24 protein-coding genes are annotated in these 25,952 nt (G+C 59.7%); 15 read left to right on the plus strand and 9 right to left on the minus strand.

The genetic code is table 11. From position 1 onward, the window contains the following. The first annotated feature begins 18 nt into the window (after positions 1 to 18). Positions 19 to 498, plus strand: a complete 480-nt coding sequence (locus tag EIY71_RS01690; RefSeq protein WP_085745578.1) for a nuclear transport factor 2 family protein — start codon at positions 19 to 21, stop codon at positions 496 to 498. 42 nt (positions 499 to 540) lie between these two features. On the opposite strand, the gene sfnG is transcribed toward EIY71_RS01690, so the two are convergent. Further along, entirely contained in the window at positions 541 to 1,635 is a 1,095-nt protein-coding gene (sfnG, locus tag EIY71_RS01695; protein WP_134020186.1) for a dimethylsulfone monooxygenase SfnG, read from the minus strand. Positions 1,636 to 1,893: 258 nt separating this feature from the next. Here sfnG and EIY71_RS01700 point away from each other — a divergent pair, with 258 nt between their 5' ends. Next, entirely contained in the window at positions 1,894 to 2,673 is a 780-nt protein-coding gene (locus EIY71_RS01700; RefSeq protein WP_007951261.1) for a TSUP family transporter, read from the plus strand. Here EIY71_RS01700 and nudC read toward each other — a convergent pair. The 3 genes from nudC to EIY71_RS01715 form a co-directional block, all read right to left on the minus strand. Further along, positions 2,641 to 3,471, minus strand: coding sequence for an NAD(+) diphosphatase (gene nudC / locus EIY71_RS01705; protein WP_085745576.1), 831 nt, complete (start codon positions 3,469 to 3,471; stop codon positions 2,641 to 2,643). The genes EIY71_RS01700 and nudC overlap by 33 nt on opposite strands. Positions 3,472 to 3,477: 6 nt before the next feature. Then, positions 3,478 to 4,290, minus strand: a complete 813-nt coding sequence (locus tag EIY71_RS01710) for a crotonase/enoyl-CoA hydratase family protein (protein ID WP_134020189.1) — start codon at positions 4,288 to 4,290, stop codon at positions 3,478 to 3,480. Positions 4,291 to 4,372: 82 nt separating this feature from the next. Further along, complete coding sequence (locus EIY71_RS01715; RefSeq protein WP_102688065.1) at positions 4,373 to 5,146, minus strand: class I SAM-dependent methyltransferase; 774 nt, start codon at positions 5,144 to 5,146, stop codon at positions 4,373 to 4,375. Between the two features lie 158 nt (positions 5,147 to 5,304). Between EIY71_RS01715 and EIY71_RS01720 the strand changes: the two genes are divergently transcribed. From EIY71_RS01720 to pncA, 4 genes are all read left to right on the plus strand, one after another. After that, positions 5,305 to 5,838 carry a tetratricopeptide repeat protein gene (locus tag EIY71_RS01720; RefSeq protein WP_007951256.1) on the plus strand — a complete coding sequence of 178 codons (534 nt, stop codon included), beginning with the start codon at positions 5,305 to 5,307 and terminating at the stop codon, positions 5,836 to 5,838. 62 nt (positions 5,839 to 5,900) lie between these two features. After that, positions 5,901 to 6,386, plus strand: coding sequence for an RNA polymerase sigma factor (locus tag EIY71_RS01725; RefSeq protein WP_134020192.1), 486 nt, complete (start codon positions 5,901 to 5,903; stop codon positions 6,384 to 6,386). Next, a complete protein-coding gene (locus EIY71_RS01730) occupies positions 6,383 to 7,141 on the plus strand; it encodes an anti-sigma factor (protein WP_134020195.1) in 759 nt (252 codons plus the stop codon). Before EIY71_RS01725 ends, EIY71_RS01730 begins: the two co-directional genes overlap by 4 nt. Before the next feature lie 50 nt (positions 7,142 to 7,191). Further along, the gene (gene pncA, locus EIY71_RS01735; protein WP_134020198.1) at positions 7,192 to 7,818 is read left to right on the plus strand and encodes a bifunctional nicotinamidase/pyrazinamidase; all 627 of its coding nucleotides are present in this window, start codon (positions 7,192 to 7,194) and stop codon (positions 7,816 to 7,818) included. Between the two features lie 142 nt (positions 7,819 to 7,960). Here the strand turns inward: pncA and EIY71_RS01740 are convergent, their stop codons facing one another. Both EIY71_RS01740 and EIY71_RS01745 read right to left on the minus strand, forming a co-directional pair. Next, entirely contained in the window at positions 7,961 to 9,262 is a 1,302-nt protein-coding gene (locus tag EIY71_RS01740; protein ID WP_085745569.1) for an ATP-binding protein, read from the minus strand. A gap of 4 nt (positions 9,263 to 9,266) precedes the next feature. Further along, entirely contained in the window at positions 9,267 to 9,968 is a 702-nt protein-coding gene (locus tag EIY71_RS01745) for a response regulator transcription factor (protein ID WP_007960391.1), read from the minus strand. A gap of 263 nt (positions 9,969 to 10,231) precedes the next feature. On the opposite strand from EIY71_RS01745, the gene EIY71_RS01750 reads away from it, so the two are divergent. From EIY71_RS01750 to EIY71_RS01775, 6 genes are all read left to right on the plus strand, one after another. After that, positions 10,232 to 11,389, plus strand: a complete 1,158-nt coding sequence (locus EIY71_RS01750; RefSeq protein WP_085745568.1) for an efflux RND transporter periplasmic adaptor subunit — start codon at positions 10,232 to 10,234, stop codon at positions 11,387 to 11,389. A 15-nt stretch (positions 11,390 to 11,404) separates the two neighbouring features. Next, positions 11,405 to 14,503, plus strand: a complete 3,099-nt coding sequence (locus tag EIY71_RS01755) for an efflux RND transporter permease subunit (protein WP_134020201.1) — start codon at positions 11,405 to 11,407, stop codon at positions 14,501 to 14,503. 126 nt (positions 14,504 to 14,629) lie between these two features. Then, positions 14,630 to 15,076 (plus strand): hypothetical protein, encoded by a 447-nt coding sequence (locus EIY71_RS01760; RefSeq protein WP_129972949.1) that lies wholly within the window; start codon positions 14,630 to 14,632, stop codon positions 15,074 to 15,076. Beyond that, the gene (locus tag EIY71_RS01765) at positions 15,073 to 15,546 is read left to right on the plus strand and encodes a hypothetical protein (RefSeq protein ID WP_129972950.1); all 474 of its coding nucleotides are present in this window, start codon (positions 15,073 to 15,075) and stop codon (positions 15,544 to 15,546) included. The genes EIY71_RS01760 and EIY71_RS01765 overlap by 4 nt, the downstream gene beginning before the upstream one ends. A gap of 153 nt (positions 15,547 to 15,699) precedes the next feature. Further along, positions 15,700 to 16,341, plus strand: coding sequence for a DUF1345 domain-containing protein (locus EIY71_RS01770; RefSeq protein ID WP_085745564.1), 642 nt, complete (start codon positions 15,700 to 15,702; stop codon positions 16,339 to 16,341). 158 nt (positions 16,342 to 16,499) lie between these two features. Then, entirely contained in the window at positions 16,500 to 16,949 is a 450-nt protein-coding gene (locus EIY71_RS01775; protein WP_085745563.1) for a hypothetical protein, read from the plus strand. 57 nt (positions 16,950 to 17,006) lie between these two features. Here EIY71_RS01775 and EIY71_RS01780 read toward each other — a convergent pair whose 3' ends face one another. The 3 genes from EIY71_RS01780 to EIY71_RS01790 form a co-directional block, all read right to left on the minus strand. After that, positions 17,007 to 19,454 carry an autotransporter outer membrane beta-barrel domain-containing protein gene (locus EIY71_RS01780; RefSeq protein ID WP_134020204.1) on the minus strand — a complete coding sequence of 816 codons (2,448 nt, stop codon included), beginning with the start codon at positions 19,452 to 19,454 and terminating at the stop codon, positions 17,007 to 17,009. 253 nt (positions 19,455 to 19,707) lie between these two features. Then, positions 19,708 to 21,834, minus strand: a complete 2,127-nt coding sequence (locus tag EIY71_RS01785) for a hypothetical protein (protein ID WP_129972952.1) — start codon at positions 21,832 to 21,834, stop codon at positions 19,708 to 19,710. Between the two features lie 155 nt (positions 21,835 to 21,989). Beyond that, positions 21,990 to 22,790 (minus strand): hypothetical protein, encoded by an 801-nt coding sequence (locus tag EIY71_RS01790; RefSeq protein ID WP_085745560.1) that lies wholly within the window; start codon positions 22,788 to 22,790, stop codon positions 21,990 to 21,992. A gap of 242 nt (positions 22,791 to 23,032) precedes the next feature. On the opposite strand from EIY71_RS01790, the gene EIY71_RS01795 reads away from it, so the two are divergent. The 3 genes from EIY71_RS01795 to EIY71_RS01805 all read left to right on the plus strand — a co-directional run bounded on the left by EIY71_RS01795 (position 23,033) and on the right by EIY71_RS01805 (position 25,863). Further along, positions 23,033 to 24,058, plus strand: coding sequence for a LacI family DNA-binding transcriptional regulator (locus tag EIY71_RS01795; RefSeq protein WP_129972954.1), 1,026 nt, complete (start codon positions 23,033 to 23,035; stop codon positions 24,056 to 24,058). A gap of 64 nt (positions 24,059 to 24,122) precedes the next feature. After that, positions 24,123 to 24,905, plus strand: a complete 783-nt coding sequence (locus EIY71_RS01800) for a sugar phosphate isomerase/epimerase (protein ID WP_129972955.1) — start codon at positions 24,123 to 24,125, stop codon at positions 24,903 to 24,905. Then, positions 24,898 to 25,863 carry a sugar kinase gene (locus EIY71_RS01805; protein ID WP_129972956.1) on the plus strand — a complete coding sequence of 322 codons (966 nt, stop codon included), beginning with the start codon at positions 24,898 to 24,900 and terminating at the stop codon, positions 25,861 to 25,863. Before EIY71_RS01800 ends, EIY71_RS01805 begins: the two co-directional genes overlap by 8 nt. The last annotated feature ends 89 nt before the right edge of the window (positions 25,864 to 25,952 follow it).

The following is a 25,952-nucleotide window of genomic DNA, read 5'->3' on the forward strand; positions in this document are numbered from 1 at the left end:
ATAGATCGGGAGACAAACATGTCTACTGCAGCCGAAGTTCGTCCGCCATTGCCACCGTTCAACCGTGAATCGGCCATTGAAAAAGTTCGTCTGGCCGAGGATGGCTGGAACTCCCGCGACCCGGAGCGCGTGTCGCTGGCCTACACCCTGGACACCAAATGGCGTAACCGCGCCGAATTCGCCAACAACCGCGAAGAAGCCAAGGCTTTCCTGACCCGCAAATGGGCCAAGGAACTGGATTACCGCCTGATCAAGGAACTCTGGGCCTACTCCGACACCCGCATCGCCGTGCGCTACGCCTACGAGTGGCACGACGACTCGGGCAACTGGTTCCGTTCCTACGGCAACGAGAACTGGGAATTCGACGACAACGGCCTGATGTTCCAGCGTTACGCCTGCATCAACGACATGCCGATCAAGGAAAGCGAACGCAAGTTCCACTGGCCGCTGGGCCGGCGCCCGGATGATCATCCGGGATTGTCCGAGCTGGGTCTGTAATTAAGTAGCCGATCCCTCCTGCACAGTGTGCAGGAGGGATTTTCAGGCGAATTCGGCAGTCCGGGCCGATTGCGCTTTAGCCTCAAGTTCCCGCACCAGCGGCAACACCCGCTGACCGAAATACTCCACCTCTTCCTGAAAATGCAGGAACCCCGCCAATACCAGATCAACCCCCACCGCTTTCAACGCGACGATGCGCTCGGCAATCTGCTGCGGCGTGCCGATCAGGTTGGTCTTGAAGCCGTCGTTGTACTGCACCAGATCTTCAAAGGTCGATTTGGCCCAGTTGCCCTCACCTTCCGGCGACGCCCTGCCCGCCTGTTTCGCTGCATCACCGAAGGCATTCACCGCTTCCGGGTCAGCCTGATCGATGATCTGCGCCAGCACCGCTTTGGCTTCTTCTTCGGTATCTCGGGCGATCACAAAAGCATTCACCCCGATTTTTACTGAATGATGGTTTGCCGCCGCTTTGGCGCGAATGTCGTCGACCTGTGCCTTGATGCCCTCGACGCTGTTGCCGTTAGTGAAATACCAATCCGACACCCGCGCCGCCATGTCACGTGCGGCACGGGAGCTGCCGCCCTGAAAGATTTCCGGGCGGCCCAGCGGTTTCGGTTTGAGGCTGTAATTGTCGAAGCGATAGAAATCGCCACGGAAGGTGAAGTTGTCCTGACTCCAGATCCCTCGCAATGAACGGATGAACTCTTCAGAACGACGATAGCGCTCGTCGTGCTCCAGCCAATGCTCGCCAATCGCCTGGAATTCGCCCTTGAACCAGCCGCTGACGATGTTCACCGCAATCCGGCCGTTGGTGAGTTGATCGATGGTCGCCAATTGTTTGGCCGCCAGCGCCGGTTGCCACGGGCCGGGCAAGATGGCGGCGATGACTTTGAGTTGGCTGGTGGCCGCGAGCAGCGCGTGGCTGAAGGCAACCGATTCATGCTGAAACTCGGCGCCGTAACCGGCGGTGAAGCGGATTTGCGTCATGGCATATTCGAAACCCGCCGCCTCGGCCAATTGCGCCAGTTTGCGGTTGTAGTCGATGCCCCAATCGGTGCGTTGCTCGATCTTGCTGACCACCAGGCCACCGCTGACGTTCGGCACCCAGTAGGCAAATTTCACGGCTTGCTGACTCATTGGCGTGTCCTCGGGACAGTTGATGAAGGTGATCAAGCCAGAGCAGCAAGCGTGCCAGCGGCGGGAGACCCGGTTTTATTGGTTTCTCCGGAAATCGGCATGCATGGTGAGAGGGTGAATTGTTGGGTGCGTGTTGGGTGGGCAACAGTTGAGCCGTCGCTGGTCGAGTCTTATGGGTCGCCGCAACATTCGGAAATGAGTAACATGACTGCCCTCCCCGCAGCCCAGCTCTGCGCCCTGCCGAAATAAGCCGATTCCATGCCTTTCGAACTCAGCGTTGACCTCACCACCCTGGCCGTTCTGGCCCTTGTCGCTTTCATTGCCGGATTCATCGACGCCATCGCCGGCGGTGGCGGTCTGTTGACCACGCCTGCGTTGCTCACCGCCGGCCTGCCGCCGCACCTGGTGCTGGGCACTAATAAACTGAGTTCGACCTTCGGTTCGGCCACCGCCAGTTTCACCTTCTACCGACGCAAGCTGTTTCACCCACGGCAGTGGATGCACGCCATCGTCGGCACGCTGGTCGGTGCGCTGACCGGCGCCGTCGTCGCCCATTACCTGCCCGCCGAATGGCTGAACAAGATGCTGCCGGTGATCGTCTTCGCCTGTGGCCTGTACCTGTTGTTTGGCGGCACGCCGAAAGCGCCGCTGGACAGCGACGCACCGATCAAGAAGAAGTGGCAATCGACCCAGGGCTTCAGCCTCGGTTTCTACGACGGCGTAGCCGGCCCCGGCACTGGCGCGTTCTGGACGGTCAGCAGCCTGCTGCTGTACCCGATCGATCTGGTCAAGGCCAGCGGCGTGGCGCGCAGCATGAACTTCGTCAGCAACATTGCGGCGCTGTCGGTGTTCGTGTTTTCCGGGCAGGTGGACTGGATCATCGGCCTGAGCATGGGCCTGTCGGTGATGGTCGGCGCATTCTTCGGGGCGCGCACCGCGATCAGCGGCGGCGCCAAGTTCATTCGTCCGGTGTTCATCACCGTGGTGCTGGGGTTGACCGTGCGTCTAGCCTGGCAGCACTGGTTCAGCGTGGCCTAAGCGCCGCGCCACGTAGACGTCGATCAGATAACGGGCAATCGATTTGGACGCCGGCAACGGCGGCAGATCGTGCACGTTGAACCACTGGGCGTCTTCGATCTCGTCTTCCTGACAGACAATCTCGCCACCGGCATATTCGGCATGGAAGCCGAGCATCATCGAATGCGGGAACGGCCAGCACTGGCTGCCCATGTATTGGATGTTCTTCACCTCGATCTGCACTTCCTCGCGCACTTCGCGAATCAGGCAATCCTCGGCCGACTCACCCGGTTCGGCAAACCCGGCCAGCGTGCTGTAGACCCCGGTGACGAAACGCGGTGAACGCGCCAGCAGCACTTCATCGCCACGGGTCACCAGCACGATCATGCTCGGCGAAATCCGCGGATAACTGCGCAGATCGCAGGGCTGGCAATACATCGCCCGCTCCCGCGGCACCTGGGTCATGGCCTGACCGCAGTTGCCGCAGAAACGGTGTTCGCGCGCCCAAGTACCAATCTGCGCCGCATAACCCAGCACTTTGTAGATCGTGTGATCGCCATCGAGCATGAACGCCCGCAGGCCTTTCCAGCTGCAACCCGGCACCTCGCTGGTGCTGCGCAGTTCCAGCAGATACACCGGCTCGCCATCGAGATGACCGATACCGTGCTCGGCAAGGATCGACAAGTCCTGGCGCTTGAGCCATTCCCGCGGGAACAGCGCGCCGTTGTCATCGAACAGGAAACCCTCGGGGCTGCGCGCCACGGCCCAGCCGCCGGGTTGATCGGTGTCCAGTACTGCAGTGGTCCAGCGAGATGTCATGGTTTCTCAATCCAGAAATTCGGGTTTCTGTTTGCTCATATGGGCGGCCATGGCCACGCGCAAATCGTTGGATTGCAGCATGGCGGCGTTCCAGGTGGCAACGTACTCGAGACCGTCGTCGATGCGATGGTCGCGCATGTAGCTGATCATTTCCTTGGTGCCGGTGACCGCGATCGGCGACTTGCCGGCGATGTCCCGGGCAATGTCCATCACGCCTTCGATAAGGCTGTCCTTGTCGCTGTAGACGCGATTGACCAGACCGATGCTGCGCGCTTCTTCGGCGCCAAAGGTGCGACCGGTGTAAGCCAGCTCACGCAGCATGCCGTCACCGATGATCCGTGGCAACCGTTGCAAAGTGCCTACATCAGCCGCCATGCCGATATCGATTTCTTTAATAGAGAATTGCGCGTCTTCGGCGGCGTAGCGCATGTCGCAGGCTCCGATCAGGTCGATGGCGCCGCCCAGGCAGTAACCCTGGATCGCCGCGAGTACCGGTTTGCGGCAATTGTCGACCGCATTGAAGGATGCTTGCAGGGTCAGGATCTTCTTGCGCAGCAGGCGCGCATTGCGGCCGACGTCCTTGCCCAGCTCATTGGCCACGCCGGCTAGCATCATCAGGTCGATGCCCGAGGAAAAGTGTTTGCCGGCGCCGCTGAGCACCACCACCCGCACTTCGTCGGTGTCGTCGATCCACTGGAACACCTCGACGATTTCGCTCCAGAACGCGGCGTTCATCGAGTTGATCTTTTCCGGACGATTGATCTGCACATGGGCGATGTTGTCGGCCAGTTCGACGCTGAAGGCGGTGTATTGAGTCATGGCAGAAGTCCTTTACCGGGCTGAAAATGAGGCCCGAACTATAACAAGGCATCAGCACGGCGGTTCGGCCAAATGCGGGACTCTAGCCGTTCTTCACCGCGACGAAGGCGGCGGTCTCGTAAGGCACCGTCACCACTTCCCTGCCCCGCAACTGCGGCTCGCCGGCAATCAGTTGAGCAATCTGCTCGTCGATCTTCGCACGTTGTTGGTCACTCAACGCCGCAATGAAACTGGTGGAGCGCACCCGGTTGAAAATCACATCCTCCGGCGAGCCGGTATGGCCATGCTGAAAGTGCTGCGCCTGCAACGGCCCGAACGCCGGATGGGGAAAGGCCTTGCGCCATTCGCCGGTGTAGAAGCGCGGTGTGTCACCTTCCAGCGCATTGACGATGGCGTCCAGCTTGGGCACCCAGTCGATCCGGGTGTCGCGCAGGTTCCAGATCAGGCCCAGCTTGCCTCCCGGTTTAAGGACCCGGGCGATTTCATCCAGCGCTTCTGTGCTGGCAAACCAGTGAAAGGCCTGGGCGCAGACCACGGCATCCACCGAGGCGTCGGGCAGCGGCAAATCCGTCGCCGTACCGCTGACGGCCAGCACCTGCGGCCAGGCCAGCGACAGTTTTTCCAGCATCTGCGCCACCGGTTCCACGGCGATCACCTGGGCGCCGGTCGCCACCAGCCGTCCGGTGAACTTGCCGGTGCCGGCGCCGAGGTCGATAACGGTCTTGTGGCCATCGAGGCCCAGTGTGCCCGTCAGCCATTCACTGACGGCCGGCGGATAGTCGGGCCGGCCTTTGACGTAGGTGTCGGCAGCGGTTTTGTAGCCGCTGGCGGCCGAGTGGTGAACCTGATCTTTCATGGCCAAACTCCCATGGTAGAACTGCAGATCGACAACGAGTGCTGACGAGCATAGCGCCGGAAAAAGGGCTTTCCTTTAACAAAGCCTGACAAAGCAATGAATAAATTTTCACCCTGCGGTGTTCAAAGTGAAACATGACCCCCTGTGGAGCCTTGCCCATGACTATCCGTTCCGTTATGTTCGCCGCCCCGTTGCTGGTGGCCGCCGTTTTCGCGAGCCCCCTCGCCTTCGCCAATGGCGATGAAGAGGCGCCGGTGCAGAAACCCAACTGCCCCAAAGGCCAGGTATTCGACACCAAGACCCAGAAGTGCGTGATGCAGACCAGCCATCTGGTGCCCGACGCCGACCGGACCGACTACGCCTACCGTCTGGCCAAGGCCGGCCGTTATGAAGAAGCCCTGGCCCTGCTCGACACGCTGGAACAACCGAACACCGCCAAGGCCCTCAACTATCGCGGTTACGCCACGCGCAAACTGGGGCGCACCGACGAAGGCATCGGTTACTACCTGCAATCGGTCAAACTTGATCCGCAGTACGCGCAAGTCCGCGAATACCTGGGCGAAGCCTATGTGATCAAGGGCCGCGTCGATCTGGCGCAGGAGCAGTTGCAGCACATCCAGAAGATCTGCGGCACGACCTGCGAGGAATACCGGGACCTGGCCGAAGCCATCAACGATTCATCGAAAACCTGACACGACACGCGGAGGCGAACATTTTCAGCGATCAGGCCTTCAGAGCCGAACTCGGGCAACACCTGGCGCGCCTGTGGCGCTACGGCTTGCTGCTGTCGCGCAATCGGCACGTGGCCGAGGATCTGGTACAAGCCACCTGCGTGCGGGCGCTCGAACGTTCGGGCCAGTACCTGGCCGGCACCCGTATGGATCGCTGGCTGCTGAGCATTCTGCATTCGATCTGGCTCAACGAAGTGCGCGCCCGCCGGGTGCGCCAGGGCCAGGGTGTGGCGGATGCCGAAAGCCAGCTGACATTCGATGGTGAATACGCCGCGCAGACTCATGTGATGGCAGCGCAGGTGATCCGCCGGGTCGATGCGTTGCCGGAAACCCAGCGCGAAACGGTTTATCTGGCCTACGTCGAAGGCCTGTCCTATCGCGAAATCGCCGAGATCCTGCAAGTGCCGATCGGCACGGTCATGAGCCGGCTGGCCACCGCGCGCCTGAAACTGGCCGAATACCCGCCGCTGCAAGCGGTACCGAACACCCCCGCAGGAGACCGGCAATGAATGCGCCTTCCGACGAGCAACTGGTGGCGTATCTGGACGATGAACTTGACCGCGAACAGCGCAGCCAACTCGACAGCCTCATCGCCGACGATCCGCTGCTGAGTTTGCGGGTGCAATGGCTGAGTCGCAGCAACCTGCCATTCAAGGCTGCCTACGACGAACTGGCGCAACAGGCACCGCTTGATCGCTTGCAGGCCCGGCTCGATGCCGCGCCGTCACCGCAGAAGCCCGGTTTGAGCCGGCGCTGGTTCATAGGCGCCGCAGCAGCGGGCGTGGCGCTCGCAGGTGTCGCGGCGGACCGCTTGCTCCTGGCCTGGCAAACGCAGCAATCGCACAACTGGCGCGAGCTGGTGGGCGATTACATGGCGCTGTATGTGCCGCAGACCCTCGAACATCTGCCCACCGACGAAGCCTCGCAACTGGCGCAGCTGCGAACCGTCGATGCGCGGCTGGGCGTGAGCCTGTCGCCGGCGAAACTGAAACTGCCGGGCGCACAGTTCAAACGCGCGCAATTGCTCGAGTATGACGGCGTGCCCATCGCCCAGATGACCTGGCTCGACGCCACCCACGGCCCGCTGGCGCTATGCGTCACGCGCACCAACAGCGGCAGCCAGCCGCTGGCCCATGAACGCCGGCACGGGATGAACGTGGTGTACTGGACCGAACGCGAACACGCCTGGATGCTGATCGGCCACCACCCGGCTTCCGAGCTGGAGGACATGGCAAAAATGTTTAAGACCCGGCTGAACGTTTAAAGAATTTTGTCACTATGCTGCTCGGGTGATTTTCCACGAAGGATGGATTTATGCCGATTTCTCCACGCACAGCCCTGCTGGTCATCGACGTGCAGAACGACTTCATTCCCGGCGGCCAGTTGGCCGTGCCCGAAGGTGACCTTATCGTTCCGCTGATCAACCGGCTCGCCGGGCAGTTCAAGCAAGTGGTCATTGCCCAGGACTGGCACCCGGCCGGGCATGCTTCGTTTGCTTCCAGCCATCCAGGCCGCCAGCCTTACGATGTGATTCAACTGCCGTACGGTGAGCAGACGCTGTGGCCGGATCATTGCATTCAGGGTTCACGCGGTGCCGAGTTTCACTCGGGACTCGATCTGCGCCACGCGCAGTTGGTCATCCGCAAGGGCTGCAACCCGGACATCGACAGCTATTCGGCGTTTCTGGAAGCGGATCGCGTCACGACCACGGGTCTGGCCGGTTATCTGAAGGAACGCGGGATCGAAACGGTTTACATGGTTGGCCTGGCGCTGGATTTCTGCGTGATGTTCTCCGCGCTGGATGCACGGGCGGCGGGGTTCAATGCGTTTGTGGTGCTGGATGCTTGCCGGGCGATTGATTTGAACGGCTCGCTGGCGTCGGCGATCGAGCGGATGCAGGTAGCTGGGGTTGGGTTGATCCAGTCCACTGAACTGCTTTGACCCACTTGCTGATCGTTCCCACGCTCCGCGTGGGAATGCATACGGTGACGCTCTGCGTCACAAAGGACGCGGAGCGTCCTGGGCGGCATTCCCACGCAGAGCGTGGGAACGATCAGCGCTCTGGGTGGGACCTCAGCGATCATCAGGTCGGGGTTGGCAGCCAAAGCCTGAAACGCGCCCCGCCCAATGGCGAACCCTCCACCGTCAACGTCCCGCCCTGCGCTTCCAGCGCCCGCCGGCTGATCGCCAGCCCCAGGCCAAACCCGCCGGTCGCCCGATCGCGACTGCGATCCAGTCGATAGAACGGCTCGAAAATCCGCTCCCGCTCGTCTTCCGGAATGCCGATGCCGTCGTCATCCACCCAGATCTCGCAGCCTTTCGGGCAGACCTGCACACCGATCTGAATGCGTTTCTCGCAGTAGCGCATGGCGTTGCGCAGCAGGTTCTGAATCGCGCGGGCCGTCAGGCGCGGGTCGAGGGAGAAGCGTTCCAGCTGATTGTGCAGCAGCACATCGATGACGATTTCCGGGGATTCCAGTTCTTCATCGACGCTGCCCAGAATGCTGTCGATGAACTCGTCCAGCGACACTTCGACCTGCTCCGGCAACTTCGCCGGATTCTGCAGGCGACTGTAGGACAGCAACTCCAGCACCAATTCATCCAGTTCGCGAATGTGCGCGACCAGCCCCTGCAGGCGTTCGCGGCTGGCTTGCGGCAAGTCATCGGACAGCGCCAGCGCCAGGCCGAAGTCCAGGCGGGTCAGCGGCGTGCGCAATTCGTGGGACACGGCGTTGAGCAGGTCCCGCTGCTGGTTGAGCAGGTTTTCGATATCGCCGGCCATGGTGTCGAACACATTGGCCAGACTGCCGATGTTGGAGCTTGCGCCAATCTGCGTGCGCTCGCTCAAATGGCCCTTGCCGAAACGTTCGGCCGTGCCCTTGAGGCGTTCCAGATCGCGCCAGTGCGGGCGAAACCAGAGCAACAGGCACGCCAGCAGACTGGCGCCGATCAGCACGTTGATGCTCCAGTACAACAGGTTCACGTCCATCGGATCCGGCGGCACCACCATCTGCACCGCCATTTCGTCGTTGAGCGGCGTGACCGCCAGCGTGCGCCAGCCCCAGTCGCCCACCCGCACCATGTTCTCACCACGCCGCAGCCGCTCTTGCTCGATGGCGGTGAAGCCAGGGTCATCAATACGGGCGAGCACGATGTGCAGCGGTTGAAAATCCTTGTCCATCGATGCTGCCAGCGCCGGCCACTGATCCTGCGGCACCGCGCGAAACTGCTTGGTGATCAGCGATTGCAGGCCTCGGGAATAGTCGAGGTTGTAAGTGACGAATCGCTGCTTGAACGCCATCACTACCAGATCCGGCACCAGATAGATCGCCGCACTGTAGGAGACGATCGTCACCAGATAGAGGCGAAACAGGATTCTGAACATCGAATCAGCATTCCCACTCGGAACGGCTGAACAGATAACCCTTGCCCCACACGGTCTTGATCTTGCGCGCCTCGCCGGCGTGGTCGTCGAACTTGCGCCGCAGCTTGGAAATCGCCACGTCCACCGAGCGGTCGGTGCCGTTGAATTCGATGCCGCGCAGGCGTTGCAGGATCTGGTCGCGGCTCAGCACTTCGCCGGCATGACGGGCCAGCACCACCAGCAGGTTGTATTCGCCGCTGGACAGCTCGACCGGTTGCTCGCGCCAGGTCACCGTGCGTTCCGACAGGTCGATGCACAGATTGCCCATCAGGATCCGGTCGTTGGCGGTCATCGGCTCGCCGAGGCTGCTGCGCCGCAGTAAAGTCCGGACCCGCGCCAGCAGGACGCGCGGCTCACAGGGTTTGGTGACGTAATCGTCGGCACCCATTTCCAGGCCCAGCACCTGATCGTGGCTGTCATCGCGAGCGGTGAGCATCAGGATGGGTAGCGTTGCCGAGTCGGCGCGCAGCAATCGACAGACCTGTAAGCCATCCAGGCCCGGCAGCATCAGGTCGAGAATCACCAGATCCGGCGGATTGAGCCGCGCCCGCTCGCGCACATGGTCGCCGCGGCCGATCACGCTGACGGAGTAACCGTTGCGTTCGAGGTAACTGGAGATCAGTTCGGCGAGGGCGGTGTCGTCTTCGACCAGAAGAATGTTGGGCATTGAGGTGATCCAGAAATACAGTGGCGACCCATCGTCCGCTATCGCGAGCAGGCTCGCTCCCACATTTGGAATGCAATCCCTTGTGGGAGCGAGCCTGCTCGCGATGCTTTATCTGTCGCAATAAATATCAAGGCGTAAAGGATATACGCCCTCACTCGTCCCGGAGCAAAACCCTTACACAATTTCACACAGCGCCTACAAAGCTTCACCGCTACCCTCGGCGACTGTCCGTAGGATGCGCAGATCAATATTGGGGGTTGTACATGTCGAAGAATCTGCTGGCCGGGCTCGGCCTGATCGCATTGGCGCTGACGCTGAGTGCCTGTGATAAATCCTCGAACGCCGAGGAACAGGCGCCGCCGGCCACCGTGCGGATCGAAACCCTTGAGGCGCGCCCCCTGTCGATCAGCAGCGAACTCAGCGGGCGGATTGCCGCGCCGCGCATTGCCGAAGTCCGCGCCCGGGTAGCCGGCGTCGTGCTGCAACGCACCTACCGCGAAGGCAGCGACGTGAAAAAGGGCGATGTTTTGTTCCGCATCGATCCGGCACCGTTCAAGGCTGACCTCGATAGCGCCGAAGCCGCCCTGCGCAAGGCCGAGGCCAACGCGTTCCAGGCAAAACTGCAGGAACAGCGCTACGCCCAGTTGATCGACGACAAGGCTATCAGCGCACAGGATTACGACAACGCCCGCGCCAATGCCCGGCAGACTGCCGCCGACGTGGCCGCCAACAAGGCTGCCGTCGAGCGCGCGAAGTTGAATCTGGGGTACGCCACCGTCACCGCGCCGATTTCCGGCCGCGTTGGTCGCGCGCTGGTGACCGAAGGCGCACTGGTGGGCCAGAACGAAACCACGCCCATGGCGCTGATCCAGCAACTGAACCCGATCCACGCCGACCTGACCCAGTCGACCCGCGAACTCAACGAACTGCGCCGGGCATTCCGGTCCGGCCAGTTGCAGCAGGTCGGCCAGGATCAGGTCAAGGCCACGCTGATCCAGGACGACGGCAGCCTTTATCCGTTGCCGGGCAAATTGCTGTTCAGTGACATCACCGTCGATCCGGGCACCGGCCAGATCATCCTGCGCAGCGAGTTTCCCAACCCGGATCTCGATCTGCTGCCCGGCAGCTACGTTCGCGTGCGCCTGGAACAAGGCTTGATCCAGCACGGCCTTACCGTGCCGCAACGCGCGGTGCAGCGCGACAGCGCCGGTGTGGCCCAAGTGCTGACCATCGACGATCAGATGCGCGTCGCCCAGCAGCCGGTTCAGCTTGGTGCCGTGCAGAACGACCGCTGGATCGTCACCGGCGGCCTGAAGGCCGGCGACCGCATTGTCATCGAAGGCCTGCAACACGCCCGTCCGGGCGAAGTGGTGCAGATCGACGACACCCCTCTTCCACTTGCCCAGACCTCTGGTCAGTAAGCAGGACGCTCTTCTATGCCGCAGTTCTTTATCGACCGCCCGGTGTTCGCCTGGGTCGTCGCGCTGTTCATCCTGTTGGCCGGTGCACTGGCCATCCCGCAATTGCCGGTGGCGCAATACCCCGACGTCGCGCCGCCGCAGATCGAAATCTATGCCGTGTACCCGGGCGCCTCGGCGCAGACCGTCGACGAAAGCGTGGTCAGCCTGATCGAGGAAGAGCTCAACGGCGCCGATCACCTGCTGTATTTCGAATCGCAGAGCAGCCTCGGCAGCGCCACCATCAAGGCCACTTTCCAGCCGGGCACCAACCCGGAACTGGCGCAGGTCGATGTGCAAAACCGTCTGAAAGTGGTCGAGTCGCGCCTGCCGCAAGCGGTCAATCAACAAGGCTTGCAGGTGGAAAAAGTCTCCGCCGGTTTCCTGCTGCTGATCACTTTGACCTCCAGCGACGGCAAGCTCGACGACGTGGCGCTCAGCGATTACCTGGCGCGCAACGTGATGAACGAGATCAAGCGCATCGACGGCGTCGGCAAGGCCCAGCTGTATGGCGCCGAACGGGCGATGCGGATCTGGGTCGACCCGCAGAAGCTGATCGGTTTCAACCTGACGCCGGCCGACGTCAACGCCGCCATCGTCGCGCAGAACGCCCAAGTGTCGGCGGGTAGCATCGGCGATTTGCCGAACCCGAGCACTCAGGAAATCACCGCGACGATTCTGGTCAAGGGTCAGCTTTCGACGCCGGAAGAGTTCGCCGACATCGTGCTCAAGGCCAACCCGGACGGCTCCACTGTGCGCATCAAGGATGTGGCGCGGGTCGAGATCGGCAGCCAGGAATACCAGTTCGGCACCCGTCTGAACGGCAAGCCATCCACCGCCGTCGGCGTGCAACTGGCGCCGGGCGCCAACGCGCTCAGCACCGCCACTTTGATCCGGGCGAAGATGGATGAACTGTCGCGCTATTTCCCGGCGGGCGTGGAATACAAGATTCCCTACGACACGTCGCCATTCGTGAAGGTCTCGATCACCAAAGTGATCTATACCCTCGGCGAAGCGATGCTGCTGGTGTTCGCGGTGATGTTCCTGTTCCTGCAGAACATCCGCTACACACTGATTCCGACGCTGGTGGTGCCGGTGGCGTTGATGGGTACTTTTGCGACGATGCTGGCGCTGGGTTTCTCGATCAACGTGCTGACCATGTTCGGCATGGTGCTGGCCATCGGCATTCTGGTGGACGACGCCATCGTGGTGGTGGAGAACGTCGAACGGATTATGGCCACCGAAGGCCTGTCGCCGAAAGAAGCGACGCGTAAGGCGATGACCCAGATCACCGGCGCGATCATCGGCATTACGCTGGTGCTTGTCGCGGTGTTCATTCCGATGGCGTTCATGCAGGGTTCGGTGGGCGTCATCTATCGCCAGTTCTCACTGTCGATGGCCACTTCGATTCTGTTCTCGGCCTTCCTCGCCCTGACCTTGACCCCGGCACTGTGTGCAACCTTGCTCAAGCCGATTGCCAAGGGTGAACACCACGAGAAAACCGGGTTCTTCGGCTGGTTCAACCGTCGCTTCGAGCAACTGACCGATCGCTATCAAGGCTGGGTCGGTTACGCGCTGAAACGCACCGGTCGTTATCTGCTGATCTACGTTGTGTTGCTGGTGGGTCTGGGCCTGTGCTTCGCGCGCCTGCCCTCCTCGTTCCTGCCGGTTGAAGATCAGGGTTACACCATCACCGACATCCAACTGCCGCCCGGTGCGAGCAAGAACCGTACGGTGCAGGTGGTCGAGCAGATCGAAGCGCACAACGCCGGCGAACCGGGCGTGGGCGACAGCACTGTGATTCTCGGTTTCAGCTTCTCCGGCAGCGGGCAGAACGCCGCATTGGCGTTTACCACGCTCAAGGACTGGTCGCAGCGTGGCGGCGACGACTCGGCAAGTTCGATTGCCGACCGCGCCAACATTGCCCTCAGCCAGATCAAGGACGCCGTGGCGTTCGCCGTGCTGCCGCCGCCGGTTGACGGTCTCGGTACGTCCAGCGGCTTCGAGTTCCGCCTGCAGGATCGTGGCGGCCTCGGCCATGCGACCTTGATGGAGGCGCGCACCCAGTTGCTGGAAGCCGCCGAGAAAAGCCCGATCCTGATGAACGTGCGTGAAAGCGCACTGGCCGAAGCGCCGCAAGTGCAACTGGAAGTGGACCGCAAGCAGGCCAACGCCTTGGGGGTTTCGTTCGCCGATGTTGGCAACGTGCTGTCCACCGCCATTGGCTCTTCGTACGTTAACGACTTCCCCAATCAGGGGCGGATGCAACGCGTTGTCGTGCAGGCTGAAGGTGACCGTCGCAGTCAGGTCGATGACCTGCTGAAAATGCATGTGCGCAACGACGCCGGAAAAATGGTGCCCCTGTCGGCGTTCGTCAAAGCCACATGGACCCAGGGCCCGGCGCAGCTGACCCGCTACAACGGCTACCCGGCGATCTCGATTTCCGGTGAGCCGAAACCCGGCCACAGTACCGGCGAAGCCATGGCGGAAATCGAACGGCTGGTCGCTCAGGGGCCGAAAGGCCTGGGTCAGGAATGGACTGGTCTGTCGTTGCAGGAACGTTTGTCCGGCAGTCAGGCGCCGATTCTGCTCGGGCTGTCGCTGCTGATCGTGTTCCTGTGCCTGGCGGCGTTGTACGAAAGCTGGTCGATTCCAACATCGGTGTTGCTGGTTGTACCGCTGGGCGTACTCGGCGCGGTGCTGGCGGTGACTTTGCGCGGGATGCCCAACGACGTGTTCTTCAAGGTCGGCCTGATCACCATCATCGGCCTGTCGGCGAAGAACGCGATCCTGATCATCGAGTTTGCCAAGAGTCTTTATGACGAAGGGCATGACCTGATTGACGCCACGCTGCAAGCAGCGCGCCTGCGGTTGCGGCCGATTGTCATGACTTCGCTGGCGTTCATTCTGGGCGTGGTGCCGCTGGCGATTGCCACCGGCGCAAGTTCGGCGAGCCAGCAGGCGATCGGTACCGGAGTGATTGGCGGGATGATTACCGCGACGTTGGCGGTGATTTTTGTGCCGGTGTTTTTTGTGGTGGTGGTGAAAGCCGTAACCCGATGGGCCGGCAAAAAATGAAGTTTCGCTATAAGTCGATCGGTTTTTACACCTGTCAAAGTTGACAGGTTCGCCAATTGCTCCAAAAACTTAGGCTAGCTCCTGTCACGTTTGACTTAGCGGTTTGACTTGAATCAGGAGCTTCTCATGACGAATGTAAAGGGCAATGCAGATGGCAAATTCACAGCCACCACGAGCGATCCCGAACTCCGGAATTTTAACGCAGAAGAAAAGTTCTACTCATTGGGTATCGGCCGCTCCCTTCAGGGGTGGGCCTCGTTGGTGCAATGGCCGAATGAACGCAGAAACATTGCCCTGAATTTCATAAACAAGGGCGATATGGAAAACCAGACCTTCGATTTCGCCGATCCTGATCGCCAAGCGTCAGGCAGCTGGTGGAAAAGTACATCAAGCTCTGTCGAGGCGCCTTTCTTTGCGCAAAGCGGCACAGTCACTGTCACCGTGGACGCCGCTAAAGATGAAGCCATGGCAACGTTCGACTTCGTTGCGGTGTCGCAGGATGGAAAGGAGAAAGTGACTGTCAACGGAGAACTGCATCTGGTGCCGAACGACCAAGGGAGAGCAAAACCATGAGTGCTGCTCAACCAGTGTCCGAAGGTAGCTTGACCGCTGACGTCGATGGCCTGGAGCCGCCAGTGAAGGATAGCTACACGGCAGAAACGGTTCTCCTCACGACTCAATACGATCAACTTTTCAAACAAGAGGCCTGGTCAGCCAGGGGAGAATGGTGGATTGATGGCCCGAGTCGTCCTCAACGGAGTCTGAGTATTGTTCTGAATGTGGTGCAAACCGCCAGTTTGAATACCCCCTACGACTTGAATACGGATGTCAGTCTGGTCAGAGCGGTTTTCGTGGAAAGACTCGCGCTTGGTATCGATCCTTTTTACAAAGCGATTCAAGGGACAGTCACCTTTCTCAGCTTCCCTGTTGCCGGCTCGGAGAAGGGGCAAATTGAAGCCGAGTTCGACTTCCTCGGCCAGAACGGTGACGCTGTTCCAAAAACCGTGACAGTCTCCAAAGGCAAGCTTCAGATCCATAACTGATCCAGCTTCCCGCCCATCCTTCTGAAACATAAAAACCTTGGGCTTCTTGTCGATGCTGACAGAGTCACAAGGTTTCTTTTTGCAGTCCTCCGCGCCAGCCAGAACCCACACCCATGCTATGGTTTGCTCGACGCCGTCAACAAAGAGCCGCCCATGCGCTTCCTCGCCCGCACCCACCCTCGCCTCTCTGCCGCGTTCCTGGTCGGCCTTGCCGTCGGCCTTCTGGTACCCGCCGATTCCGTCATCAGTAAAATACTCATTGGCTGGAATGCCGGGGTCTGGACCTACCTGGCGCTGATGCTCTGGCTCACCGCCAGGGCCAAGGCGCCGGACGTCAAGCAGATCGCCGTCGTCGAAGATGAAAACGCCGGGCTGGTGCTGTTCGTGGTGTGTATTGCGGCGCTGGCCAGCCTGGCGGCCATCACCCTGGAACTTGTCGGCAGCAAGGATCTGGATACCCACCACAAATTGATGCACTACGGTTTTACCGCACTGACGGTCATTGGCTCATGGCTGCTGATCGGGGTGATTTTCTGCGTTCACTACGCCCGGCTGTTTTACACCTGGGACGGCAAAGAGCCGGCGCTGCGCTTTGCCGAAGGCCTGACGACGCCCAATTACTGGGACTTTCTGTACTTCTCGTTCACCATCGGCGTCGCGGTGCAGACGGCGGATGTCGGCGTGGCCACGCGGGAGATCCGCAAGATCGTGCTGGCGCAGTCGCTGATCGGTTTCGTATTCAACACAGCGATTCTGGGTTTCTCGATCAACATCGCCGCCGGATTGTTTGGCTGAGGGCTGGCGTCAGTGGCTATTCGCTCACAGATTTCAAGGGCTGTAACCTGTCAAGTCTGACAGTGTACAGATCGCCTGAATCGCGCTTTTATGATGCATCCAGAGTTAGGGCCCAATGGCCTTTGGATACTTCCCCAAAGTGAACGGAGATCCAATTCATGAACGCTGTGATCAGACGCACCAGTTTTGCCCCCGGTAATTTTGTGACCGCAAAAGCTTTCGCCAACGGTGGAGCCCCTGTCGCGGACTTCACTGCCTCTTCCCGACTGATTGAAACCAAAAAGGTCGGCCCTGACAAAATCGACGCGGTAGAGATAACCGCCATTGATCGGCCACCTTCGGGCACGAAAGCCAAAACAAACCCGGCACGTGAACTTACCCTGATCGTCCCCGATGGTTTCCCGATCGGGAAACATGTCTTGACCAGCCGCTCTGACGTAGCCGTCAGCTATAAAGACGGCACTGCGATCAGTGAAGGCATTTCAGGTGACATCGAGATCAAGCCTGCGAGCGATCAAAAGAATGTCGCGGCCGATTTCAATGTGACGCTGGAGAACGCCGATGGCACTACCTTCCAGTTGAAGGGAGGTTTTCAAGTCTTGAAGTGATGCAGCCGCAGGCACAAAAAAGGGAAGCCATCGCTTCCCTTTTTAGTTTCCGTTCCCTCAAAACCTGTAATGCGCCCCCATGTTCACACCGAAGTCTTTGGTGACGTTGTCGCCCTTGCTGGTGTCCAGCTCCGCGTGCAGCTGCCAGCGGTCATTCAGGGTCCAGGATGCGCCGGCGGCCACTTCGAAGCGCGTGCCGGAAAGATCATTGTTGAACTTGTTGTCGTTGACCCGCACTTCGTTGGTTTTGACGAACTCATGTACGGCAGCCACCCGCACGTGGGGTTGCAGGACACTGCCATCCGCCAGTTTCATGCCTCGCCCTAAGTTCAGGCCCGCCTTGCCCAGCATGGAACGGGTTGTATCAGCGTCGACACTCAGACCATTGTCCAGACGAAAATCCTTGCCTTGCACCGAGGCTCCCTGCCATTGGGTGAACGGTTCGATGTAATAGCCATCCGCGAACTCAATATGCTTGCCGAACTCCACCGACGCGCTTGCACCCAGACTGTTGTAACTGCCTTTGGTTTTGGTGTTGTCACTCAGCATCACGTCGGCCTTGTTGCGAAAGTGATTGAGCTTGGCCACCGTGTCCAGGTAGTAACCGCTGTCGCCCAGCCAGGTGCCGTAAAGACCGAGTGAGGTGCTGCCGATTTCCCCGGAGCTGCCGCGGCTCAAATCCAGATCGGATTTGCTGTAACCGGCAAACACACCGAGCAGTACACGCTCGCCGGCGATTTGCACCGGCGTATCGACGCCCATCGAGAAACCATACTGTCGTTGTTTGTAACCATTTCCGTAAGCATTGTTACTGATGCTGTACTGGCTGCCGAAAGAGCGCACCCATCCGCCCGTTTGCCCGCCATTGACCCGCAAATCACCCATGCGGTTGTTCAGCAGAACCGTTTCGCCATAGGTCACTGTCGGGGCTGTACCGGCAATGGCCAATGCGGCGCGTGTCGGTGTGCTGACAACAGTCTTGTCCGGTTGCAGGAACCAGTCATCTCCCTTCTTCACCAGAAGATAAGTGAATGCGCCTACGTCGACACGGTTGTTCACCAGGCCGTACTGCGCGCCTGACGCCACGCTCTGCACCACTTTGATGGACGAGTCATTGATCGGATCAAGACCGGAACTGGTGACCAGCAACTGATGGTAGCCGGAAGCACTGCGCGTGACATTCAGCAGATCGCTGAGACCCTGATTGAAGTCGGTGCCCATCCGGAACGTGCCGTTGCCCGACAGGTTGGCGACGTTCAATTGAAAGTATTGCTGAGGAGTGCCGAAACCTACCGTGCCGCCATTGCCCAGCGACAGATTGTTCACCGATTGACTGCCGGTCATCTGCCATAGCGCCTGATTGTTGATCGCAAAATTGGCGACATTGTTCACCTGGCCGGTGAGCGTGGCAGCATTGTCCAGCGTCAGACTCGAAGCACTATTGGCAGAAGCATTGACGTCACCGTTCATGACGCTCTGATTGTTGATCGTCACCGTGGCGACGTTGCCGAGATTGCCGGTCAGGGTCGAGCCGTTGTCGAGCGCCACACTCGAAGCACCGAGCACATTGCCGGTCATGCGCGCCTGATTGTTCAACACCGCGGTCGTGACGTTTTGCAGATCACCGGTCAGCGACGCATTGTTCTGCAACGTGACATTCGCGGAACTGCCCGAAACCACCGTGACGTTACCGGTCAGGTCACTGTTCTCGACGAGGAATCCAGCCGAAGCACCTTGTCGGACTTCAAGCAACGTGTTGTTGCCGGCCACCAGCGTCGAACGGTTACGCACTTCGATGTCTGCCACTGTCGGGAAATTCGGCGCGTTGATGCCGACCACCAGTGCCGAGCCGGTCTGGCCTTCGACACGAGTGCCGTCCAGAATTATTTTGGTCGGGATAACGGCGTTCACCTGAGTGTCAGTGCCAACCGTCACGCCATTAAGACCGCCGCTAATCGTACTGCCGGTGGCCGACAGTGAACCTTCCAGCATCCTGATCCCGAAGCTGTTCGCACCAGTGCCTTCGGCGGTGGAGTTTTGCAGACTGATGACGCTGAATCGGTTGCCCGCAATGCCCCCCGTCAAGCCCTGAACACCTGAGCCATTACGCAGCGTCACGCTTGAACCGCCTACGCTGTTGTTATTGCGTACTGCCGAAATGCCGATGCCAGTGGCATTGTTAACCGTTGAGTTGTCCAGAGTTGCGCTGGCGTTGACCAGTGAAATCCCCGAGACCGCTGCGGCGTTGACATTCGAGCCCGTCAGATTGATCAGGCCACCGGGATTGCTGTTCATTTCCAGTGTCGTGGCATTGGTGGCATTCAGGATGGCGTTGTCTTGAAGTTGCCAGATTTGCACCGGCGTCGTGCCGTCAATGGCAAGCATGGTACCCGCCGGAACGGTACCCGCCTGGGTGAGCGGCGAATTCATCAATAGGGGCAGCAGGGACAAAATTCCCAAGCTGATCGAGGTTTTCTGAAACGGGGTGTTCAATTTGGGCGACATGGTTGAGTCCTACTCGATTACATTCCGTGAGGAACGAGCGTCCGACTCAAACGAGTTGCGAGCCGGAACTGAAGCGGTCGCCAGACTACGGATAACTTTCCGAGGGATATGTAGGACTAATCTCCATCTTCGTACGACTTATCCCCTTGTCCCGTAAGAGCACCCGTATCTGACTTCGATTCCCACGATGGGGACGGTATTGACTGCCGTCCCCATCGCAGGAAACTTCACTCGAAGTACTGTTGATGCACGATCAAGGACGGTTCTGGTCGCAATACACCAGGCTCGAGTTCAAGAGCGCGACAGGGACGATGACCGACGCTGTAATGCCGTTGACCCCATACTCGATGTACGCATATTGAGTCGCCGGACGCTGGCCAGGGCCGGGGCTCGGCAGCTGGATCGGACGGACATTGGTGTATGGCACGTCAAATTCCAGAGGGCCCGTTGCAGGCATGGGCTTGGAATCTGTGAATGGCGTGTTGGGTATCACCGTCCCGCCAGCTCCGTTGGTCGTCCGCCCCTCAAATTTTAACGCAACCGTTGCACCTGTCGGGATGTTGGCATCCCGCTCGACCCTGATCCGCAGTCTGCGTGTAGCCTCATACGGCGGCATCGGTCCGTTCGCGACAGCCGGGTGATCCAGACACGGGCAGTTGACGGACATCAAGAAGCTCTCGGGAACCACCGCACCGGTGGGGGTTCTGAAAGCCGAAACGACAATCTTCGGCGCCGGCAGATTGATCACGATCGCTGTCACGTTGACACGCGTAACAGGCGTCTGCGTCATCGCGTTTGAACTGCCGGGGTAGGAGACAACAATGTAGGCCTCGCGCGCGGTAGCGCCGGTGCCGTTCCCTTCCAACAGAATCTCGGCCCAAGGCAATCGCGTGGTGACCCTCGTCGCGCCAACCTGCACGCCCACAGGCTGACCCACTTGTTTGCCCTGATAGAAGAACGTGACGATTTCTCGACCGGTAATCGGCCGCAGAGGATTTGTCCACAAGTTCCAGATCATGGTTGCATCAAGACCGGCCTGAGCCGGGCCAAGCGTGTTGGGTGCAGGCACAGGCGTGCCGCCACCCTGAACGATCACCGGGATGGCATTGGGGTTTTCCAGTTCAGGAAGGTTCGGCTGCTCATCCCCGGCGTATGCAAAATCGACAGTAGCAAATTGCTGAGGCGTGGAAACCGGATTCGGTGTAATCGTCGAGCGAATCAATTCGTACCAGTACTCGACCTGCTCTTCGGTGTCCCGGTTAGGGTCGCCGAAGACCACCGCCCAAAAGGCGTAATCAATCACGAATTTCAGCGGCCCGGCAGTGCCTGGCGCCGGGATTGTCTGTTCCGCAAGATCATGGACAATACCCTTCGAATCCATGATATGCGGCAGGATTCGGTCATCTTGCAACGAGTTGGTCGGGAAATCGATCTCCATTACCACTGCATCTGGATCAGATTTGAATGATGCGAGCGTAATGGGCGTCTGACCGTTGATACCGGTCGCCGGAATCCTTGGAATACCCAGCACCGGGGCCGGTGCGCTGACCCGATTGAACAGCAGCGTGATGGGTGCGTTGTTGCTGATATTGCCCGCGGCATCCTCTAGGTTGTAGGAGTAAAAATACGCGCCATCCTTCAACGCTTGCAGAATGACCAGTGAAATATTGATAACGCCGTCAGGCCGCACCGGCAAATCTGCAACAACAGCGCCCTCACCTTGCATGCCGGTGAATGTGGTGAGTTGGGAGATGAAGAAGTTGACCAGATCAAGGCCTGGTTCGAATTTTGTCCAGCCCGTTGGAATGGTGATGTTCAAGCCGCCAGCGTTGGCAGGGTTGTTCAACCAAGCGTCATCGATGAGGGTTGGCAAACCTGTCAGGCTGATCTGCGGCGGCCGATTGCCGGTGCCATTGCCAGTGCCGGGTTGGCGCTGCCATTGTGCAGTCAGGTCGATGAGGATCACGAGATGCGGTTGAGAGTTGTCGAGGTTCCCGAATGCGTCAATGATAACGAACGCTGCAAAAAACTTGTTGTAATCCCCGCTAGCCGAGAACTTGTCGACGAAGATACTGAGCTGCGTGTCGGTCCGGTCAAAACTGACCGGAAAAGTCCAGTCACCTCCTGGCTGGCTGGCTTTAAGCTTAGTGTCCACTAAATAAGTCGGATCTCCCGGTATCAGCTGCGCCCCTTCCGGAAAGATATACAGTTGAATTTGGTGCGCACCATCCGGAGTTTTGTCATCAACGTCCGCCAACTGAAAGGTCACTTTTTTATCAACTTTCAGTTGTTGATACGTCAGTCGACCATCTGCCAACTGATCCACAATCGTTGGCGGCAACGCCAGAGCACCACCACCCGTTTTAGCCTGCATATTCATGTTCGTGAACTCCATCGATGAGTGTGTTGTTGAACCATCAACGTTGTTTCCCAATGAAGAATTTCGCGACTGCGGGCTGCGTGTTCCTGGGATTGACGTTCTGCCAACGTTTTGTTGGATCTATCGCTTTTCACTGCTTTTTTGGACTGCTTGATTCAAGGACCGCAAGGCGGTTTCCCGGAAAGGCGCCTGTCGATCTTCACGAATTCCGGATATGAACTGGCCAGCGCAACACCGTTTCGGTAGTGGGTGTAGGTGCACATCGCAGATCCGAATTCGATCGGTTTGATGTATTGGACGTAGTAGCTACTGTCGAGTCTGAAATCGAACCCTTGGGGAGAGGTCGCTTCCTGTTGCGACAGCGTTTTTCGAATTCGTAGCGCTGTGCCCGGAATTGGGTTGACACCGTTCAGGCTCGTGCAGCCTTCCCAATTCAGTACGCACTCATCATTCGCCAGAAACGTTCCCGGTTGCGCCGGAACCCGCACGACCACCACATCCCAGATCGCCGGGAATGTTAAACACATGAGCCAGCCCCAAAGGTTCGCGTCGGGATAAACCACCTCTTTCAATTTGACCGGAACCGGGCGCTTGAGGATGAACACTTGCGGTATCGAGTCATCTTCATTACTGGTGTCGCCGGAGGTCACCCGGTACCTCAACGTGATGTCGCCTGTCTGTTGCAAGTACTGCGCAGGCAGGTGGATCGTGCCCGGAAAGACCACCGGAACCGGAAACAGGTTGTTGTAGAAACGCGTCTCGGATATTGCCCCGGGCTCAAGTATCCAGATCTCCAGCAAATCACTTTTGCCGGGGATGATCGAAGGTGCAACCCACGGCGACATGCGCAGTGTGACGCCGTTGATATGCGCATCCAGAGGCAGCACTTTGTCGGCACCCACCCCTTCGATGGTCAACGGCAAGGCGAATGTCCCGATGGATTTTTTGGCGCTCATCCACTGTTCTCCAGAGGCGTAAAAAACACTTTGCTTCGGAAGAAATTAAACGCAGTAACCGCGCTTTCGCCTACTGTCAGATCTGACAGGTTTGATGACCGCTGGTCGGAATTGACCCTTCAGCTGTTTCTGATTCAGATCCTCTCGGGCTTGACGAAGCGATGGTTAATGCGGTTATCTGAAACCGGTTTCAGCCTTGCCGTGCTGACTCGAACAATTCCAATAAAAAGGCTTTTTCAACCGTGAACGATTTCTCCGCCGCCCAGCGCAGCCGCGTGACCATGCTCGATGTCGCCGAACACGCTGGCGTGTCCAAGGCCAGCGTCTCGCGCTTTATCGGCGATGACCGCGCCCTGCTCTCCGATGCCATTGCCCAGCGCATCGAGCAGGCGATTGCCGAACTCGGCTATCGCCCCAATCAAATGGCCCGTGGTTTGAAACGCGGCCGCACCCGCCTGATCGGCATGCTGGTGGCCGATATCCGCAACCCTTATTCGATTGCCGTGATGCACGGTGTGGAAACCGCCTGCCGCCGGCACGGTTACAGCCTGGTGGTGTGCAACACCGACCGCGATGACGAGCAGGAACGCCAGCACCTGGCGCTGCTGCGCTCGTACAACATCGAAGGGCTGATCGTGAACACCCTGGGCCATCATCGGGATGAGCTGGATGGGCTGAAGCGGGAAATGCCGCTGGTACTGGTGGATCGCAAGGTCGAGGGGCTCGACAGTGACATGGTCGGATTGAACAACCCGCAGGCCATCGAGATGGCGCTCGAACATCTTCAGCAGCGTGGCTATCGCAATGTGCTGCTGGTGACCGAACCCTATGACGGCACCAGTTCGCGGATCGAGCGGGTCAGCAGTTTTCAGCAGCAGATTGGTCAGCGCAAAGACATGCGTGGCGCGGTGCTGGAAACCGGTTCGAGTCTTGCGAACGATCTTCAAACCTTTTTGAACGCACCTGATTCGGGCCCGAAAGCCCTGTTCTGCGCCAACGGCGTGGCGGCGCTGGCTTGCACCCTCGCCTTGCGCGAGATTGGCGGCCGGTTGTTCGAGGATGTCGGGTTGATCGCGCTGGATGATCTGGACTGGTATCCGTTGGTGGGCAGCGGGATTACTGCCCTCGCTCAGCCGACTGAGGAGATTGGTGCGCGGGCGTTTGAGTGCTTGCTCAAGCGGTTGCGTGGGGATGATGAAGCGGCGCGGACGCTGGATTTTGCACCGGTGCTGATTGAGCGCGGTTCGACGCGCAGCAAGGCAGAATAAGGCCCTGCGGGGCCACCCAAAATTTTTTGAACAAAAATGAAACCGGTTTCAGAGGTAGATAACAATGAATAAACCTGCCGTTTCCATCAGCCTGTCCAGCTACGGCGCCGATCTTGTTCGCCGTCGCGGCCAAGGCTCTTTCATCGAAGTGCTGGCCGCTGCCGGCGCCCATCGCATCGAATGGCGCGAAGAGTTGCTGACCAACGAAGTCCCCGAGCAACTGGCCGCTGCCACACAGGCTGAAGGCCTGCAAAGCATCTATTCCTCACCGACCGAACTGTGGCTAGCCGGTCAGTCGCGGCCCAATCCGGAACTCATCACCGCGCTGCAAAACGCCGAAGCGTTCGGCTCGAGGTGGCTGAAGGTTTCCCTTGGTTTCTTCACTGACAACAACGATCTGCAGACGCTGGCGCAAATCCTTGCGCAAAGCCCGGTACAACTGCTGGTGGAGAACGACCAGACCTTGCACGGCGGCCGCATCGAACCGTTCCAGCGTTTCTTCGCCGCCGTTGAGCAACACAACCTGCCGATCAAGATGACGTTCGACATCGGCAACTGGCAGTGGCAAGACCAGTCCGCCACCAGTGCCGCACGCCTGCTGGGCCGTCACGTCGGCTACGTGCATTGCAAAGCCGTGGCCCGCCGTGCCGACGGCAAACTGGTCGCGGTGCCGCCCGCCGCCACTGACCTGCATCTGTGGGAACAACTGCTGCGGCACATGGCCCAAGGGGTCATGCGCGCCGCCGAATACCCGTTGCAGGGCGAAGACCTGGTGCAACTCACCACCGAACACGTCGCCGCCCTCACCCGCCTCGGCCAGTCCCGCCTGGAGCCTGCTCATGTCTGAGATCGATATTCTGTCGTTCGGCGAAACCATGGCCATGTTTGTCGCTGAACAGAGCGGCGATCTGGCCTCCGTCGAGCAGTTTCACAAGCGGATTGCCGGGGCCGACAGCAACGTCGCCATCGGACTGTCTCGACTGGGCTTCAAGGTGGCCTGGCTGAGCCGTGTCGGTGCCGATTCGCTGGGACGATTTGTCGTCGAAACCCTGGCCCGCGAAGGCCTGGATTGCAGCCATGTCGAAGTCGACAACGCGCACCCGACCGGTTTTCAGCTCAAGTCGCGCAACGATGACGGCAGCGATCCGACGGTCGAATACTTCCGTCGCGGCTCGGCAGCCAGTCATCTGTCATCGCAGTCGATCAACCCGACGTTATTAAGCGCCCGACACCTGCACGCCACTGGCATTCCGCCGGCGCTGTCCGCATCGGCCCGGGAAATGTCCCGTGAACTGATGACCCGCATGCGCAACGCCGGGCGCAGCGTCTCGTTCGACCCGAATCTGCGCCCGAGCCTGTGGGCCAGCGAGCGAGAGATGATCCGCGAGATCAACCGCCTCGCCGCCCTCGCCCACTGGGTGTTGCCGGGGTTGAGCGAAGGCCGGCTGCTGACCGGATTTGAAGATCCGGCGGATATCGCCGCGTTCTATCTCGATCAGGGTGCCGAAGCAGTGGCGATCAAGCTCGGGCCGCAGGGTGCGTATTACCGCACGCATCTGGATCAGGGTTTTGTCGCCGGGGTGCCGGTTGAAACCGTGGTCGATACGGTCGGTGCCGGCGATGGATTTGCGGTCGGGATGATCAGCGCCCTGCTGGAGCATCAGAGTTTTCCCGAAGCCGTCAGACGCGCCAACTGGATTGGCAGTCGTGCGGTGCAGAGCCGTGGCGACATGGAGGGTTTGCCGACCCGATCCGAACTCACCGCTGATCGTTCCCACGCTCCTGCGTGGGAATGCAGCTCGTGACGCTCTGCGTCACATGGGACGCCGAGCGTCCCCGGAGGCGTTCCCACGCGGACGGTTCGACGCCTCGACGTGGGAACGAGCAAGCAATA

The organism is Pseudomonas sp. CH235 (genome assembly GCF_004368175.1).
In the GTDB taxonomy this organism is placed as follows: Bacteria; Pseudomonadota; Gammaproteobacteria; order Pseudomonadales; family Pseudomonadaceae; genus Aquipseudomonas; species Aquipseudomonas paraglycinae.